The sequence below is a fragment of the Nostoc sp. DedQUE09 genome, assembly GCF_034530915.1.
Taxonomy (GTDB): Bacteria; Cyanobacteriota; Cyanobacteriia; order Cyanobacteriales; family Nostocaceae; genus Nostoc.
The window spans coordinates 141,032-157,534 of sequence record NZ_JAVRCE010000013.1 but is presented as its reverse complement, the minus strand read 5'-3'; the positions used below and the strand labels follow the sequence as shown (position 1 = coordinate 157,534).

General features: G+C 44.1%; 16 protein-coding genes. 7 read left to right on the top strand and 9 right to left on the bottom strand.

Annotation, left to right across the window (positions count from 1 at the left end; translation table 11 throughout):
* Window positions 1-109: 109 nt before the first annotated feature.
* Entirely contained in the window at window positions 110-400 is a 291-nt protein-coding gene (locus tag RMY27_RS11305) for a DUF433 domain-containing protein (protein ID WP_322663187.1), read from the bottom strand.
* A 252-nt stretch (window positions 401-652) separates the two neighbouring features.
* On the opposite strand from RMY27_RS11305, the gene RMY27_RS11300 reads away from it, so the two are divergent.
* From RMY27_RS11300 to RMY27_RS11285, 4 genes are all read left to right on the top strand, one after another.
* Window positions 653-2,563, top strand: coding sequence for a GTPase family protein (locus RMY27_RS11300; protein WP_322663185.1), 1,911 nt, complete (start codon window positions 653-655; stop codon window positions 2,561-2,563).
* A gap of 370 nt (window positions 2,564-2,933) precedes the next feature.
* Entirely contained in the window at window positions 2,934-4,700 is a 1,767-nt protein-coding gene (locus tag RMY27_RS11295; protein ID WP_322663183.1) for an ATP-binding protein, read from the top strand.
* Window positions 4,681-4,884 (top strand): hypothetical protein, encoded by a 204-nt coding sequence (locus RMY27_RS11290; RefSeq protein ID WP_322663181.1) that lies wholly within the window; start codon window positions 4,681-4,683, stop codon window positions 4,882-4,884. Before RMY27_RS11295 ends, RMY27_RS11290 begins: the two co-directional genes overlap by 20 nt.
* Before the next feature lie 90 nt (window positions 4,885-4,974).
* A complete protein-coding gene (locus RMY27_RS11285; RefSeq protein ID WP_322663179.1) occupies window positions 4,975-5,697 on the top strand; it encodes a TerC family protein in 723 nt (240 codons plus the stop codon).
* 71 nt (window positions 5,698-5,768) lie between these two features.
* Here RMY27_RS11285 and ndk read toward each other — a convergent pair whose 3' ends face one another.
* On the bottom strand, window positions 5,769-6,218 hold the full coding sequence (ndk, locus tag RMY27_RS11280; protein WP_194044575.1) for a nucleoside-diphosphate kinase: 450 nt from the start codon (window positions 6,216-6,218) through the stop codon (window positions 5,769-5,771).
* Between the two features lie 234 nt (window positions 6,219-6,452).
* Between ndk and speA the strand changes: the two genes are divergently transcribed.
* On the top strand, window positions 6,453-8,468 hold the full coding sequence (gene speA / locus RMY27_RS11275; RefSeq protein WP_322663176.1) for a biosynthetic arginine decarboxylase: 2,016 nt from the start codon (window positions 6,453-6,455) through the stop codon (window positions 8,466-8,468).
* Between the two features lie 118 nt (window positions 8,469-8,586).
* On the opposite strand, the gene RMY27_RS11270 is transcribed toward speA, so the two are convergent.
* The 4 genes from RMY27_RS11270 to RMY27_RS11255 form a co-directional block, all read right to left on the bottom strand.
* A complete protein-coding gene (locus RMY27_RS11270; protein ID WP_322663174.1) occupies window positions 8,587-9,756 on the bottom strand; it encodes an NDP-sugar synthase in 1,170 nt (389 codons plus the stop codon).
* Window positions 9,757-10,157: 401 nt separating this feature from the next.
* Entirely contained in the window at window positions 10,158-10,988 is an 831-nt protein-coding gene (locus tag RMY27_RS11265; RefSeq protein WP_322663172.1) for a ScpA family protein, read from the bottom strand.
* A 240-nt stretch (window positions 10,989-11,228) separates the two neighbouring features.
* Entirely contained in the window at window positions 11,229-11,456 is a 228-nt protein-coding gene (locus tag RMY27_RS11260; RefSeq protein ID WP_322663170.1) for a hypothetical protein, read from the bottom strand.
* On the bottom strand, window positions 11,437-12,522 hold the full coding sequence (locus RMY27_RS11255; RefSeq protein WP_322663168.1) for an AI-2E family transporter: 1,086 nt from the start codon (window positions 12,520-12,522) through the stop codon (window positions 11,437-11,439). Before RMY27_RS11255 ends, RMY27_RS11260 begins: the two co-directional genes overlap by 20 nt.
* Before the next feature lie 127 nt (window positions 12,523-12,649).
* Between RMY27_RS11255 and pdxH the strand changes: the two genes are divergently transcribed.
* Complete coding sequence (gene pdxH / locus RMY27_RS11250) at window positions 12,650-13,294, top strand: pyridoxamine 5'-phosphate oxidase (protein ID WP_322663166.1); 645 nt, start codon at window positions 12,650-12,652, stop codon at window positions 13,292-13,294.
* 163 nt (window positions 13,295-13,457) lie between these two features.
* On the opposite strand, the gene RMY27_RS11245 is transcribed toward pdxH, so the two are convergent.
* On the bottom strand, window positions 13,458-14,075 hold the full coding sequence (locus RMY27_RS11245; RefSeq protein WP_322663164.1) for an FMN-dependent NADH-azoreductase: 618 nt from the start codon (window positions 14,073-14,075) through the stop codon (window positions 13,458-13,460).
* A 148-nt stretch (window positions 14,076-14,223) separates the two neighbouring features.
* On the opposite strand from RMY27_RS11245, the gene RMY27_RS11240 reads away from it, so the two are divergent.
* The gene (locus RMY27_RS11240) at window positions 14,224-14,577 is read left to right on the top strand and encodes a helix-turn-helix domain-containing protein (RefSeq protein ID WP_322663163.1); all 354 of its coding nucleotides are present in this window, start codon (window positions 14,224-14,226) and stop codon (window positions 14,575-14,577) included.
* A 273-nt stretch (window positions 14,578-14,850) separates the two neighbouring features.
* On the opposite strand, the gene RMY27_RS11235 is transcribed toward RMY27_RS11240, so the two are convergent.
* On the bottom strand, window positions 14,851-15,750 hold the full coding sequence (locus tag RMY27_RS11235; protein ID WP_322663161.1) for a DUF3153 domain-containing protein: 900 nt from the start codon (window positions 15,748-15,750) through the stop codon (window positions 14,851-14,853).
* Window positions 15,751-15,941: 191 nt separating this feature from the next.
* Window positions 15,942-16,484 (bottom strand): tetratricopeptide repeat protein, encoded by a 543-nt coding sequence (locus RMY27_RS11230; RefSeq protein WP_322663159.1) that lies wholly within the window; start codon window positions 16,482-16,484, stop codon window positions 15,942-15,944.
* Window positions 16,485-16,503 lie beyond the last annotated feature (19 nt).

Below are 16,503 nucleotides of genomic sequence, written 5' to 3'. Positions count from 1 at the left end.
CTGGATAATTTCAGTTATTTACTACTTGCTTATCTCGGAAAGTGACAGAAGAGGGGTAATTAAAAAGCGATCTCAACACTGTCCTCATCTAAATACAAACGAATTTGGCTCACTGTCTCTTCGCCGTATATTCAACTTCTAAACGGTCGTATTCTTCAATTTCTGCGGCAATCTCCGTGTCAATTACTTGCTGGTTAGCATAGTAGTAAGCTAGCGCTGCATAAACTTGTACCAACATTAGCTGTGGTCTTTGAACAACTATCTCTTCCGGTTTCATGCCTGCATTGAAATTGATCGCAATGTTGTGTACCGTAATCCGGTGTCCCGCAATCCGAGGGCGTCCACCACAGGTTCCGGGTGTGCTGACAATCAGCGTGTCAATGTCGGTAATAGTTTGCATAGCTTGTTTACTAAATTTTGCTCTCATAAACAACTGAGCAATTTTAAACTTCTTCTAATCTAGAAATATAAATATCCAGTTGTTTATTTAGCTACCCACAGCAAAACAAAACATTTATCCCTAATAATTAGGAGTTTACCATTAATCCCAGAATACCAAACATCCTGCCTGCATTAGAGACGATAGACTTTTTATAAGAGTAATTTTGACAAAAACTCGAATTTTCTAACATTTCAAAGCAGGTATGGGGCAATGGTGCGATTAAAACTGTGGCAGTGGGTAGTCTTAGCAATCCCGATCGCGTTTATCATCATTTTCTTACTGGTGTCTGCCGGTTCACAAATTCATGCGTGGGGCATTAATTGGATTTGGGGTATATTCACCGTTTTATTTGTTGGTTGGCGTTGGCTGCTAGTCAAATGGACTCAACCAGCTGTTAACCAAGTAGAAGCTGTATTAACTCAAGTTCGTGAAGAATTGGAATCGACGGCAGAGGATACAGTTGCGCGGCCAGTGGGAAGTGACACCACAAAGCTTGCAGAAACCGCCCTTCAAGAAATTCTTCAAGCAGCGCAAAGCGATCGCCCGATTTGGGAAGACTGGCAAACTTTTTGGACGCGATGTCAGGATTTAGTCGTAGCGATCGCTCGTATCTACAATCCTCAGATTCAATATCCGCTGCTGAATATTTACGTTCCCCAAGCTTACGGGCTGATTCGGGGAACAGTGGATGATATGGATCAGTGGATGCAAAAGTTATCCCCGATCCTCAATCAGGTAACGGTTGGACAAGCATACCAAGGATATGAGGTCTACCGGAAGTTGGAACCATCGGCTCGAAAATTCTGGAAAGTTTGGAACTGGGCACAGTGGATCTTAAATCCGGTGGCGGCGGTGGCAAAACAAGCCAGTCAGGGTTCTAGTAACCAAGCAACTCAGCAATTATTGGGGAATTTGAGCCAGTTATTTCGGGAAGCTGCCCTGAGAAATTTATGCCTACAAGCGATCGCACTTTACGGACGTAGCACATTACCAGTTCCAGCAACCGTAGTTTCCACACCAACTTTACCCAAGGCAAAAACCCAAACACTCCGAGAAATCCTGACTCAAGCTCAACCAGCCGAGGCGGTTGAGCAAAAACCCGTGAATATTCTGCTGGTGGGGCGCACGGGATCGGGAAAAAGTAGCCTGATTAATACGCTATTTCAGGCGGATCTCGCAACCGTTGACGTTTTACCCAGTACCGATCGCATTCAGAATTATCAATGGCAGACTGAAAGTGGCGAAACTCTGACGATTTTGGATACACCTGGTTACGAACAAGTCAACCGTGCCGAACTCCAAAACTTAGTGCTTGATTATGCCATCAATTCAGATTTGCTGTTGTTAGCTACTCCTGCCCTCGATCCTGCCTTGCAAATGGATGTGGACTTTTTGCAAGCTATTAAAGCAGAAATTGCAGATTTACCTGCGATCGCGATTGTCACCCAGGTAGATCGTCTCCGTCCCATCCGCGAATGGCAACCGCCTTATGATTGGGAATGGGGCGATCGCCCCAAAGAAATTGCCATTAGAGAAGCCACTGAATATCGTGCTAAACTGCTAGGAAACTTCTGTAATCTAGTTTTACCCGTGGTTACAGGTGACAGCAAAACAAATCGAGTTGCCTGGGGAGTAGAAGCGCTATCGTTGGGATTAGTGGATGCGATCGCACCTACCAAGCAACTCCGTCTCGCCCGCTTTTTGCGTAACCTAGAAACTCGCATCGTCGCCGCCGCCAAAATCATCGACCACTACACCTTCCAAATGACGACAACACAAGGATTAACGGCATTGCTCAAAAGTCCCGTCCTTCAGTTTGTTTCTACATTCTCAACCGGATCTCCGGCTCTGGCGTATATGTTGGCGGAGCAAATTCCCGTGGAACAGTTGCCAATTGTGATTGGTAAACTGCAAATGGGATATGAGCTTTTCTCACTCTTGAACCCCAAGTCGCTCAACTTTGAATTGCTATCCCTTTGGCCGTTACTGCTGGAAAACACCGCTTCACCCGATCGCAACGCCTGGGCATTTGGTCACGCTCTAGTGGAGTACTGGACTCAAAATTTGACGGTTGAACAGCTCCGGGAGCGATTTGAGTATTATTTAGCGATCGCCAAATAATTTGTCTGCGATGGCGATGTCTACGAAGGATGGTGACGCATCTTCGATTCGCTTGCAAATACTACGTTTAAATAACGAGTTTAAGCGGTTACGTAACCACCATAGATGAGAAATACCAAAAGTTGCATTATAAATAAAGTAAATTACGAATATTTACTTAGTAATTTTGAAGAATTTCATCCTATATAAGGAAAAGGAAAAATGCGATAACAGATTGTAATCTCAAGATTGAGGTTAAGATGACGATTAAAAGTAGGTGTCTACGCAATACGGTTCGGTTAAAGGGTAAAGGGGAAAGGGGAAAGGTTTTGAATACATCCTTTCCCCTTTACCCGCAAACCCATTCCCCAGATCATAAGGAAAGTGAAAAATGCTTATCCGAACCGTATTGGGTGTCTACGGAACCTACCCGCTTTACCTAAGTTTTTATACAGATATATTTTTGTTCGGAGTTTTTATGAAAAATATATTACAAACCTCCATCTCTCAAGAACAGAATTCAGATCAAAGCTATAGCATTTCCTCTTACAACAGGCTGCTTGCCGTTGTGAAGGATTTGGCTTGTGTGCGGACTATTGAAGAAATTATTGAGATTGTGCGTTTGGCTGCTCGCGATCTCACAAATGCTGATGGAGTAACTTTTGTATTGCGGGATGGTGAATGTTGCCACTATGTCGATGAAAACGCCATTGGGCCACTTTGGAAAGGTATGCGTTTTCCGCTCAAGTCTTGCATCTCCGGTTGGGCAATGCTCAACAAGAAAGCAGCCATAATTGAGGATATTTACCAGGATGCACGGATTCCGATTGAGGCGTACAAGGTAACTTTTGTCAAAAGTTTAGTGATGGTTCCTATAAGGGTTTCCGATCCACTGGGGGCGATTGGAGCCTACTGGAGTACACGCCACCTAGCCACGCCCGAAGAGATCGGAATGCTAGAGATTTTGACCGACACTACAGCAGTTGCGATCGCTAACGTGCACCTTTTCCAGAAACTAACGAACCAAAATGCCCTAAAAGACAAATTTATTGCCATGCTAGCTCACGAACTGAGGAATCCCGTTGCCCCCATCTCTAACGGTGTTCAGCTACTGAAGTTGAAGCTAGGACAGACTGGCGCAGTTGGGGAAACAGTTTTAATGATGCAAAACCAGATTAAGCACCTCTCGAAATTGATCGATGAGTTACTTGACGTATCATCCATCACCTATGGGAAGATTTCATTAAACCTTGAGAAGATTAATCTGGTGGAATTGGTTCGCCAGAGTCTCAATGACCATGCACAAGCAATCCAAAAATGGAATCTTAATGTAGTAGAAGACCTGCCAAACAAGCCCGTGTGGGCTTATGTTGATTCCACTCGCTTCTTCCAAATCTTTGGGAACCTTCTTGATAACGCCTTAAAGTTTTCCCAGCCAGATGGGACAATCTGGGTGGATTTCTCAGTTATTCCAGGTGAGAATGGCTCAGGTAGTGTAGCGGTCTTATCAGTAAGAGATACAGGCATCGGGATAGACCCGACAATATTACCAGAACTTTTCGAGCCGTTTACCCAGGCTGATCGCAGTTTAGATCGTTCAAAGGGCGGGCTAGGTTTGGGACTTTCGGTAGTAAAAAGTCTTGTGGAACTTCATGGTGGTAATGTTGAAGCCTCAAGTAGAGGGATAAATTTGGGAGCGGAATTCAAAGTCACTCTCCCTATATGCGAAGAGATTACAACCTCGGACAACGAACTAGAAATTACAGAGGCGGCGAAAAAATCGTTGAAAATTTTAGTCATCGAAGATAACGAGGATTCAGCCGTATCATTACAAGCAGTACTTGAGTATTTTGGGCATGAAGTTTCCATTGCCGAGAATGGAATTTTAGGGGTAGAAACTGCAAAGAAGCTTGAGCCTCATGTAATTATTTGTGACATTGGGCTTCCCGAAATGGATGGATTCGCCGTTGCACAGGAACTGAGTAAAGACTCCAAATTTACTCGCTCAATTCTGATTGCACTGACCGGCTACGGTAGCCAGGAGGATCGGCAGCTTGCGCTGAAGTCTGGTTTCAAATGCCACTTGACCAAGCCTGTAGACTTTGAAATTCTGATAGCAGAAATTGATCGATACTTTGATGAAGTATTATCAAGTTGAGGAATTTTGCTACTTTTTTCATCCTTACTTCAATCCCCCCGTTTCTCTCAAGAATTACTTAGCACTCCTGAAGCCACAACCAGAAGATGGCGTTTGCTGCACTAGCTGTCACGCGCAAATTACCCCACTTCCACTGCGATCGCATCGAGCCAACCCCCTTCAAAATGCACCACAAGCGCGTTAAGCTGAATTAGAGTGGCAATTTATTGCGCTTTTTAATATGCAAATCTCCGTTCTTGTCAAATTTTAATTTTTTCTGCTTGAGAAACCCGGAATGCTAGACCAAATTTTTGATTACCTCAACTTTCATTTCAGCCTTGAAGCCCTTATAGTTTTGGTGATATTGGTGCTTTTAGAGGCGCTGTTATCTGCCGACAATGCGATCGCCCTCGCTGCGATCGCAAAAGGGTTGGAAGACAAGGAACTTGAGCGTAAAGCACTCAACTTTGGTTTAGTTGTTGCCTATGTGCTGCGAATCTCCCTGATTCTCACTGCCACTTGGGTACAACAATTCTGGCAATTTGAATTATTGGGCGCTGCTTATCTACTGTGGTTGGTATTCCAACACTTTACCTCGGAAGAAACCAAAGACGAACACCATCACGGGCCGCGGTTTAATTCATTGTTGCAAGCAATACCCGTGATTGCATTTACAGATTTGGCATTTTCTTTGGATAGCGTGACAACTGCGATCGCAGTTTCTCAAGAAAAATGGCTAGTGTTAACGGGTGCAACAATTGGTATTATTACGCTGCGATTCATGGCGGGATTGTTTATCCGTTGGCTAGACGAATATGAAAACCTAGAAGACGCAGGCTATGTAACTGTAGCCTTGGTGGGCTTGCGCTTATTTTTAAAAGTGGTTAACGATAGTTTAGTTCCACCAGAATGGATCATGATTACTGCCATCTTCTTGATTTTAGGCTGGGGATTTTCCAAGCGCGTTAGTACTGAATTACCCCAAGTAGAACCGGAAAAGAGCGAAGCCTCTAAGTAAGTGAGGAGTTAGGAGTGAGGAGTGAGAAATTTTTAACTCCTAACTCCTAACTTTTAACTCCTAACTCTCCATTACTCGTGTAACCAAGGCGTTAAGTGTGGTTGCCAACTGACCAATTCTTCATCCTTAAACCACAGGGCAATTTCCTGTTGCGCGGTTTCTGGAGCATCAGAACCGTGGATTAAGTTGCGACCAATATTTAGTCCAAAATCGCCGCGAATCGTTCCTGGCTCTGCTGTTAAGGGATTTGTCGCACCAATAATCTTTCTGGCAGATGCAATAACACCATCACCTTCCCATACCATCGCCACTACTGGACTAGAAGTAATAAATTCGACTAGACCACCAAAAAAGGGACGTTCTCGGTGAACACCATAGTGTTGTTCAGCCAATTCCCGACTGACTTTCAATAACTTTAAACCAACTAGAGTAAAACCTTTGGTTTCAAAGCGGCGGATAATTTCCCCCACTAATGCCCGCTGGACTCCATCAGGCTTAATTGCTAAAAATGTACGCTCCATTGCTATCTCCCAAAGCTTAATAAAGTTTTTATCTAGTCAAGTGTCCTTTGTCCTTTGTCGTCCTCTGTCTTGAGTCCAAGGGTTTTGCACTAATGACTAATGACGAATGACTAATGACTAATGACTCTTGACCAATCAGAGTTTATCTCAGAAATTATCTTTAGGTGCATATACGTTCCTAGATGAATGCGCTAAATTGTTAACTCGTGGGTGAAAAACAGAGGTTAGGAAGAAATGGGTGTTGAGTCAACTGCTACATCTGACGAGGTGGTACCAGTACCGTCCAATGGACAAAAAGAAGTGAAAAATCATAAGCACAAAAAACTGTTACCACCGAGTCCTATCACAGGAGATTTACCTCGCTCCTGGAAAATTGAGGATAGCGAAGCCTTGTACCGTATTGAAGGATGGGGACAACCTTATTTTTCCATTAGCGCTGCTGGTCACGTTACCGTGTCACCCAAGGGCGATCGCGGGGGATCTCTTGACTTGTTTGAATTGGTCAACTCCATGAAGCAGCGCAACTTGGGACTTCCCATGTTGATTCGCTTTTCTGATATTTTGGAAGACCGGATTGAGCGGTTGAATGCTTGTTTTGCCAAAGCGATCGCTCGCTACAATTACCCTGGCGTCTACCGTGGCGTCTTTCCCGTCAAATGCAATCAAGAGCGGCATTTGATTGAGGATTTAGTGAAATTTGGCAAACCCCATCAATTTGGTTTAGAAGCCGGTTCCAAGCCAGAATTAATGATTGCTCTAGCTGTGTTGGATACACCAGGAGCATTGTTAGTTTGCAACGGTTACAAAGACCGAGAATACATCGAAACGGCGATGTTAGCCCAAAGACTAGGGCAAACACCAATCATCGTCTTAGAACAGATTGAAGAAGTTGATTTGGTGATAGATGCCAATCGCCAGTTAGGTATTAAACCGATATTAGGTGTTCGTGCTAAACTCAGTACCCAAGGCATGGGACGTTGGGGAACCTCTAGTGGCGATCGCGCTAAATTTGGTTTGACAATGCCTGAGGTAATCGAGGCTGTTGACAAGTTACGGGAAGCTAACCTGCTCGATTCTTTGCAGTTGATGCACTTCCACATCGGCTCACAAATCTCTGCCATCAATGTGATTAAAGATGCTATCCAAGAAGCCAGCCGCATTTATGTAGAATTGGCAATGCTGGGAGCAGATATGAAATATCTTGATGTTGGTGGCGGCTTGGGCGTAGATTACGATGGCTCCCAAACCAACTTCTATGCATCGAAAAATTACAACATGCAGAACTATGCTAACGACATCGTGGCAGAGTTAAAAGATACCTGTGCAGAGCGGCAGATTCCCGTACCAACACTGATTAGTGAAAGTGGACGAGCGATCGCTTCCCATCAGTCGGTGCTGATTTTTGATGTTCTCAGTACTAGTGATGTTCCTCTAGACAACCCAGAACCTCCACAAGAGGGAGAATCCCCGATTATTAATTATCTTTGGGAAACTTACCAATCCATTAACAAAGAGAATTATCAGGAGTTCTACCACGACGCTGCACAATTCAAAGAAGAAGCCATCAGCCGCTTCAACTTAGGAATTTTACGCCTCAGAGAACGAGCCAAGGCCGAACGCCTCTATTGGGCTTGTTGCCAAAAAATTCTTACCATCACTAGACAGCAAGAATACGTACCCGATGAACTGGAAGACCTAGAAAAAATTATGGCTTCCATCTACTACGTGAATATGTCAGTGTTCCAATCGGCACCAGATTGTTGGGCGATCGATCAACTATTTCCGATCATGCCAATCCACCGCTTGGATGAAGAACCAATCCGCCGAGGAATTTTAGCAGACCTCACCTGCGACAGTGATGGCAAAATCGACCGCTTTATTGACCTGCGCGATGTCAAGTCGGTTTTAGAATTACACACCCATAAGCCCGGAGAACCCTATTATTTGGGAATGTTCTTGAATGGAGCTTACCAGGAAATCATGGGCAATTTGCACAACCTGTTTGGCGACACCAACGCCGTTCACATCCAATTAACCCCCAAAGGCTACCAAATTGAACACGTTGTCAAAGGTGACACCATGAGCGAAGTAGTAAGCTACGTCCAGTATGACTCCGAAGATATGGTAGAAAACATTCGCCAGCGTTGCGAGAAAGCATTAGAAGAAAAGCGCATTACCCTAGCAGAATCTCAACGACTACTGCAAACCTACGAGCAGAGTCTTAGAAGATATACGTATCTAAATAGCTAGGATTGGGAATTGGGAATGGGGAAAGGGAAAGGGTTAAGGGGTAAAGTTAAATTTATCCCTTTCCCCTTTAACCTTTTCCCCTGTCCCTCATCCCCCTCATCCCCCCATGCCCCATTCCCTAATTTATGTTTGTCCCCAACAATTCCTCTATGGCTTGTCGCTCAACAGGGGTATGTGATGGCGGTGTCTGACGGGCATCAGTAATCAGCCAGTCTAAAGCAGCGGCTTGAACATCGATCGCAGCGCCAGTTTTATCTACGCAATAACGTCCAAATACTAGCTTATCGACTAACCGGACTCCGGGGCCCAGGCGCGACCATTCAAAAATGACGCTGTTTTCTACTGTTGCACCACTACAAATCCAACAATTGGGGCCAATCATCGCTGGACCAACAATTTTAGCTCCGTCTTCGATTCTCGTCATACCACCAATGTAAACGGGGCCTGTGATATCTACTTTGTCCCAATTTACGGCAACATTTAAGCCAGTGTAGATACCGGGGGCGACTTCATGACCAGGAATTTGCACATTTTTGATTTCACCCAGTAGTACACCGCGAATCGCGCGCCAATAGTCTGGGACTTTACCAATATCTACCCACTCAAAGTCCATAGGAATGGCGTAAAAGGGGGCTTTGATTTCTACCAACTTGGGAAACAATTGGCTACCAATGTCATATTCGACATCAGAGGGAATATAGTTAAAAACCTCTGGTTCAAAGATGTAAATACCTGTGTTGATGTTGGTGCTGAGAGCTTCTTCAGTCGAAGGTTTTTCTTGGAAAGCTTTGACACGACCCTCTTCGTCAGTCACAACCACACCATAGCTAGACACTTCTTCCTTGGGGACAGATTTTGTAATAATAGTAGCGATCGACCCTTTAGCTCTATGCCATTTAACAGCCGCAGTTAAATCCAAGTCAATTAAAGCATCACCGCACAAAACCACAAAGGTATCATCAAAAAACGGTGAGAAGTCTTGGATACGCCGCATCCCTCCAGCAGAACCTATCGCTTCGCCCACCAGTTTACCATCGTCATCAATTTTTCCTTCAAACGAATAGGCAATCTGCACCCCAAACCGCTGGCCATCACGGAAATAGTTTTCTATTTCCTCAGCCAAATGGCTAACATTAACTAAAATCTGGTCAAATCCATGATGGCGTAACAGTTCCAGCAAGAACTCCATCACTGGCTTTTGCAGGATGGGCATCATCGGCTTGGGCATAGTGTACGTAATCGGACGCACGCGAGTACCCTTGCCAGCTGCGAGAATCATCGCTTTCATAAAAATTTATTCCTCAACCACAAGCCAGTTTACTTTCATTGAGTGATACTTAATCATCAGTTTTTATTTCTACTCTAAGTCATCCCCCAGAATAGGGATAACAGGAATTTAGCGGTTATTACAACCATCGGTATACCTAGATGACAAGCGATCGCTTATCTTTTCAATTTACTCGGATTTTGGGGCTGAATCAAAAATCTATGACAATGTAGGAAGCAGCTATGCTGGAGCCAGGAGGAAAATCCTATAAATAAATTCCTATTTTTCTCACAAGGAAGCCTGAAATCTTGATACTAAGGACTCACTTTGCTTCCTGCTTCACTTGGACTCCTTTCAACTCAGCACGGGCTAAACCTTAGCTTTCCGCTAACAGCACTCGGAACTCAGCACTCTTCATGGACTTAGTTCATTGGATTCTCAAAAGGTTTGCCGATATGAGCTGAATCTCTAATTAAGCGAATTTTAATTTCGTGATAAAAATCCTCTTGAAATAGCTCTACTTTCGATTGAGCCGAGAGTAATAGTAGTGCCCAGAAAACGCTAACTAGGTTACTGTGTTCAGACTCGTGTCCAGACCCATTTTGCTTGACAAGCTTTGTCTTAGTCCACAATTCTACAAGTTGTTCTAAATTCACCCAATTGTGTTCTAAACTTAGCTCTCTTGCCGACAATTTCAACACCTGCTCCAGTTCTCCAGCGACTTCTGTCAGATTTTCCTGGTGAGCTAACTCCAGCGCCTCCCGCATACTTTGGACGCTAGGTTGACGCCTGGGACGGATAGGTTTGCTGACTTTTTCTACCAGTTTCAGTTGGTTAGCCATAATCTGCAATTGCTCGATTAACTCTTGCAGACTCACCCGGCGCTTTGGTGGCGGCATTGCCGCTGGACGACGGCGCAATTGCCGTTCTAATGGTAGACGATGACCCTGATGTAATACACCGTCTTCACCTTCCAAAAGGGCATCATCTTCGATACCATCTTGTGCATCTCCGACTGTTGACAATTGCATCAAGGTATTGGCTTTAAATAATACCAACATTGATGCTGATAAAAATGCCTGTCCAGATTGAGACAAGTCCGCTTCATAGCCTCTTGTTATTGCCCCTGGTGCCATCAGTTCTAAATAGCGGTCAATCACCTCAATCACTTGGACATCCCAAGGATCAATTTCACCCTGCTCGGCTTGGTAAATCAAAAATGTGATTGTTTCTAACAGCTCGGAAGCTTCCATCAACAGGTTCTAAGTTAATTAATGAGAATCAAAAGACTGTAAATTTAACACTAAACGAATTGACTATTGGCAAAGCGTGTACTGTATACATTCGCTTGCGCTTCTTTGATTCAGAAATTGCCTGCTGGCAGTATCCTCTAAAATTTGTAATCGATCACCATTGTGAATTGTGAGATTGGATTATGCAACTTTTGATCTTAGGCATTGGGCGAAACAGTTCCGTTAGCGGAAGCGGGGCCTTTAGCCCGTTCCGAGTTCTGAGTTCCGAGTAAATAAGTGAGATTCACAACTCAGCACTCCTGAAGGGCATTGGGCATGGAGAAGAGACAAGGTAGAGGGAGAAGACAAGGGAGAAACTTGTTCAATAATTCCCCCTTGTCCCCCCTGCTCCCCTGCTCCCCTGCTTCTCTGCTTCCCTGCTCCCCTGCTCCCCTGCTCCCCTGCGACCTTAATCAGGGGGCGAGTCATGGGCAATAGTGACAGTTGAGACAAAATCACTCGGCTTGCCGCTCTTAATCGCATCGAAAGTGCCCTTAATAGTACCAGCAATTGGAACAGCAACAAGTGTCCCTAACAAGCCAGCAATCTCAAATCCCATCAAAATAGCTACAAAAATCCAGATGGGATTGAGTCCGATAAAATTGCCTAGTAACCTGGGAGCTAACAAGTTATCTTTAAGCTGCTGCATGAGAATCGCCGCGATCGCAACTTGAACTGCTAACCACCAATTTTGCAGCAGCACTAAAATCGTCACTAGACCAATACCCAAAGATGCCCCGATAAAGGGAATGAGTTCTGAGATACCAATTAATATGGCAAACAACAGAGCAAAGGGCACCTTCATCACTAAGAAAATTGGTGTCAGGGTTAGCACCATGAACAGTCCTAGTAACAACTGGCTGAGGAAGAAGTTTTGGAAGTTTAGGCGCAAGGATGTGGTGAGGGGATCTCCAATGTTAGAAGGCAAAAGATTGATCAGACCATACCAGACGCGATCGCCATATAAAAGCATATAAAATGCAAGCACGATAACTAACACTACGCCAAGTAATCCTGACAGTAGTGTGCCAGCAAATCCCACTGCCCCAGAAGCTAGCTGTTGCACCACATTCTGAATGTTGGCATTGATTTGACTGCTCACAACCCTCAGATCGATTGGCAAACGTCGTTGCTTTGCCAACATCTCAAACTGCTCTAGGTTTGCTTGACTGGCGGTTAACCAATCAGGGATCTTATTTAACAGTTGGATTGTTTGGTCAATAATCAACGGTACTAGGGTGACGCCCAAAATCCCAAGCAGGGTTAATGTTGCCAGTAAAACTATGATCACCGCCTGAGTGCGGGTGATCTGAGCACGTTCAAAGAACTTAACCGGGTAATTTAGGAGAAAAGCCAGAATCGTCGCAATGCTCAATATAGTAATAGGATGCTGGAAATAACGAAAAAGTACAGACAGCAACCAGACATTAAGAGCGATAATCGGACCGCTCAGACCATAAATTAACAAGCGTTGAAGGGAGGCTGAACGGCGCATCTAACGCAACCTATTTTAGATATTCTTGGAGAGAATTTGTAAAATTCTTGATGGCACTGATTATCATCATAGATATTTTTGACAAAGATATATATAAGCGTATCTGATAGCAAGGAAACAAATCACAATGGACAAAACGGTAGCTGACCTTCGCAAAGACTACACTTTGGAAGGTTTAAGCGAACTCGAAGTAGAACTCAATCCTTTTATCCAATTTAAAAAATGGTTCGATCAGGCTTTAGCAGCACAACTCCCTGAACCCAATGCCATGACTATTGCCACAGCCACACCAGACGGTAAGCCCTCAGCCAGAATGGTGCTGCTCAAGGATTTTGATGAACGGGGCTTTGCCTTCTTCACAAACTACAACAGCCACAAAGCACAACAACTGGCAGAAAATCCCCAGGCGGCTTTAGTCTTTTGGTGGGCAGAACTAGAACGTCAAGTCCGAATTTCGGGGTATGTGGAGAAAGTTTCCGAAACTGAATCTGACCAGTATTTTGAAAGTCGCCCTGCCAAAAGCCGCTTGGGTGCATGGGTATCTAATCAAAGCGAGGTGATAGAAAGCCGAGAAGTTCTTGAGCAACGCGTGCAGGAATTCCAGAGCAAATATGAAAATCAGGAGATTCCTCGACCGCCTCATTGGGGAGGCTTACGAGTGATCCCTACAGAAATTGAGTTTTGGCAAGGACGCCCTAGCCGTCTGCACGATCGCTTACTTTATACTCGCTTAAATGATGGCAGTTGGAAAATTGAGCGGTTGTCACCCTGAAGAAGAGGCAGGGGAGCAGGGGAGCAGGGGAGCAGGGGAGCAGGGGAGCAGGGGAGCAGGGGAAGCAGGGGGGCAGGGGAGCAGGGGGGCAGGGGAGACAAGGGGAAATTCTTGAACAAGTCTTTCCCTTGTCTCTTCTCAATGCCCAATGCCCCGCATCACATTACCACTGCGCGATCGCATTTTGAATTGCTGCCCTTGCTTCTGATAACGATTGGGTACGGGCATCACCTTCATTCAGGCTGTTGGCGTTAATAAATTGAATGTCTGTAAGCCCAATAAAGCCGAAAATCGTCCGCAGGTAGGGTTCTTGGAAGTCGTAGGCAACGAAAGGAGATGTCGGGCTAAAGTCACCGCCACGAGCAGTAATGATAACCGCTTTTTTGCCCTCGACTAACCCTTTAAAACCTTGAGCTTCTATTGCAACAGTTCGATTAATACGAACAATTTGGTCGATGTAAGCCTTAAAAGTGGAAGGTATATTGAAGTTGTACATTGGCACTCCAAAGACGTAGCGATCGGCTGCCAAAAACTCATCAACCAGTTCGTTAGAAATCCTCAGTGCTTCAGTTAATTCTGGGGTATGGGTTTCTGGTGGTGAAAATGCCGCCGCAATCCAAGCTTCATTAACATGAGGAACTGGGTGACGCCCTATATCTCGATAGGCGATCGCATCTTCAGGATGCGCTGTTTTCCAAGCAGTGACAAATTCTTTGGATAGTTCTCTGGAGTGCGATCGTTCACCACGAGGGCTGGAATCAATATGTAGGATGTTTACCACCAAATATCTCCTGATTGGCTAGGATTTACTGCTTTTATTTTTTTGAGTTTCTATTTCAAAGTATTACATCAGATACTAAAAGTAACTAGTTACTAAAGTAAAGTAGTTACCATAAAGTAACTGCCGGACAATTTTAGCTAACTTAACGATGTCTGTCTCTAAAAATTCTGATGCTTGCCCTGTTAGTATTCTGATGTCTTTACTATCAGGGCCCTGGACAATGTATATACTGTGGGTGTTGTGTAATAGTGGGCCTACTCGCTTTGGTGCATTGAAGCATCTAGTCGAGGGCATCTCAACCAAAGTTCTGACGGAAAGATTGAGAATGCTTGAGGCAGCAGAGATTATTTATCGCCAGTATGAACCAAGTATTCCACCCCAAGTAACTTACGGTCTCACAGAACGTGGTCAGGAACTTATTGAAATCCTTCATCAACTTAATGCACTTGCTGAACGTTGGTATGGTAGGGAACAACGGGAACATAGCAACACTAATGTTTAACTCGAAATTTTACAAGTCTTATCTCAAAGCTAAGTATTTTTAGGGTTGTTCAAAAATATTATGACTGTGGGCTTCAAGACAGTTCCATCCATACCGAAAGTTCTTCCATGTCAAACAGAGGAAGTTTTTGAATAGCAGCCTTTCAAATAGGAAACACGAACAATTTCTTTTGCTAATTCGCTATGACTCATTTTTACAAAAAGCTGGGGAAAAGGTAAAAAAGCCGATGGAAAATGCATCGGCTTCGCTAACAATATTTAACAGATAAATAGTCTACTGTTCTTGGATTGCTGCTTTGGGAGGAAACTGAATTCTAGGATCTGGCATGAAATTATATCTCAAGTACAATCCTGCTGAGACAAACAGGATAATTAACAACCCACCGATACCAAGGGGACTAGGAAGCCAGAAAACAGCTTCTATGTGGTTTAGCTCACCAGGCTGGAGTTTCCACACTAATTGATTGCCATTTTTTTCTGGCTCAATTGCAGTTTCAGTTAGTCGAATATTTTTGGCTCCCCAAGGAGTCTTTAAACTAAATTCCAAATCGAGAATTGAACCAGCATTTGCTAGAACATTACCTTTGCTAGCAATTAGAGAGAGCGATCGCAAATCCAAATCATAAATCAACCGATTTCGGACTAAAAGTAAAAAATTATTCTGCTCCAAAAGGACGTTTGATTCAATTTTCGGCAGTTCTGAGTCAGATTGGCTCTCTACAGACTCAGAGGGTTGATTTGCATGGGAGTTAAAGAATTCGTTGAATTTCTCTTGCAATTCCCTACCATTGCTAAAAGGAATTGTGACGATGATTTCTTCTTGGGAAACTCGCTGTGCTTTACCCTCAAGTTGACGGGCGCGGCGTTCTATGCTTTTTAACCATTCGTACACCGAATCGCCGCTAAAACTGGTTAACCGTTCTCCCAACTTAATATGCTGTATTAGTTCGCCACTATTTGAGTTGTCAAAGTTAAGTCCCACATCGTACTTCACACAGCCAGTAAGTAGCAGAGATGTTAACAGCACGAGCCACAGAATAGGATTTCGCATGGGAAAGACCCGTTTGATTCGATTTCGACCATTCAGTGGTAAGGGCAATCTCATATTTGCCAACACAAAACTAAAGGGTCTGACTAACCACAAGAAAATCTTTCCGAAAATTGAAAAATTCATAACTATAAATCTCCCCAAAAGTCAAACTTTTTAACCAATCTTGACTTCTTAGTATTGTTTGAGATTCCTGGAATACCATTTTGATCCCTTCGGGACTGGGTAAGAAAATATGAGTAAGATTTAGTTTGGCTCTGAATCTTCATTCAAATCTTCCCAATTCCTAGTCCCTAATTCCCAATCCAAAATTGTTATCAGCCAGGAGTTCCTGAAAAATTCAACCAAACCAAGTACGAGATGGTTAAACCAATAGCAATTAACGCCACCCATATAAAGCGATTATCTCTGGTATTGACCTGACTGAGGTCAACGAATTCTGGCTCGGCAGGTTTTGGCTTTTGCTCCCCAGAAGATTTTGGAGACTTAGCAGGTACAGAAATTTTGAGTTCATTATCGGCTAGTGTGCCCAAATCGGGGATTTCGGTCATCCATTCGCTGGGTCTTTTCAGCTTTGGTGCTTTTAAGATATAAAGCATCCGCCGCGCTTGTTTGCCAATTTCAAAATGAGCATGGCGTTTGAGTCTTTCGCAAAGAGCGATCGCATCATCCGTGCGTCCAGCCGCTTCATAAGCTGTTACTAGATGAATTTCTACTTCGCCCCCAAGGCGAGAATTACGAGCTAATAGAGCGCTGGCCTTTTCTAAATTTTCTACGGCTTCACGGTATTGCCCATTCTCAAAGGCAACTTTCCCAGCCTGGTAGCGGGTTTTAGCAATTTCTAAACTTTCTGTATTCACGTCTTATACAAAAATTAGC

Coding starts and splice junctions, on each gene's coding strand:
- speA (WP_322663176.1), top strand. CDS start 6,453: ATGGGTGTTGAGTCAACTGCTACATCTGACGAGGTGGTACCAGTACCG.
- RMY27_RS11265 (WP_322663172.1), bottom strand. CDS start 10,988: ATGGAAGCTTCCGAGCTGTTAGAAACAATCACATTTTTGATTTACCAA.
- RMY27_RS11235 (WP_322663161.1), bottom strand. CDS start 15,750: ATGAATTTTTCAATTTTCGGAAAGATTTTCTTGTGGTTAGTCAGACCC.
- RMY27_RS11285 (WP_322663179.1), top strand. CDS start 4,975: ATGCTAGACCAAATTTTTGATTACCTCAACTTTCATTTCAGCCTTGAA.
- RMY27_RS11305 (WP_322663187.1), bottom strand. CDS start 400: ATGCAAACTATTACCGACATTGACACGCTGATTGTCAGCACACCCGGA.
- pdxH (WP_322663166.1), top strand. CDS start 12,650: ATGGACAAAACGGTAGCTGACCTTCGCAAAGACTACACTTTGGAAGGT.
- RMY27_RS11255 (WP_322663168.1), bottom strand. CDS start 12,522: ATGCGCCGTTCAGCCTCCCTTCAACGCTTGTTAATTTATGGTCTGAGC.
- RMY27_RS11300 (WP_322663185.1), top strand. CDS start 653: ATGGTGCGATTAAAACTGTGGCAGTGGGTAGTCTTAGCAATCCCGATC.
- RMY27_RS11260 (WP_322663170.1), bottom strand. CDS start 11,456: ATGACTCGCCCCCTGATTAAGGTCGCAGGGGAGCAGGGGAGCAGGGGA.
- RMY27_RS11270 (WP_322663174.1), bottom strand. CDS start 9,756: ATGAAAGCGATGATTCTCGCAGCTGGCAAGGGTACTCGCGTGCGTCCG.
- ndk (WP_194044575.1), bottom strand. CDS start 6,218: ATGGAGCGTACATTTTTAGCAATTAAGCCTGATGGAGTCCAGCGGGCA.
- RMY27_RS11240 (WP_322663163.1), top strand. CDS start 14,224: ATGTCTGTCTCTAAAAATTCTGATGCTTGCCCTGTTAGTATTCTGATG.
- RMY27_RS11290 (WP_322663181.1), top strand. CDS start 4,681: ATGAAGTATTATCAAGTTGAGGAATTTTGCTACTTTTTTCATCCTTAC.
- RMY27_RS11295 (WP_322663183.1), top strand. CDS start 2,934: ATGCTTATCCGAACCGTATTGGGTGTCTACGGAACCTACCCGCTTTAC.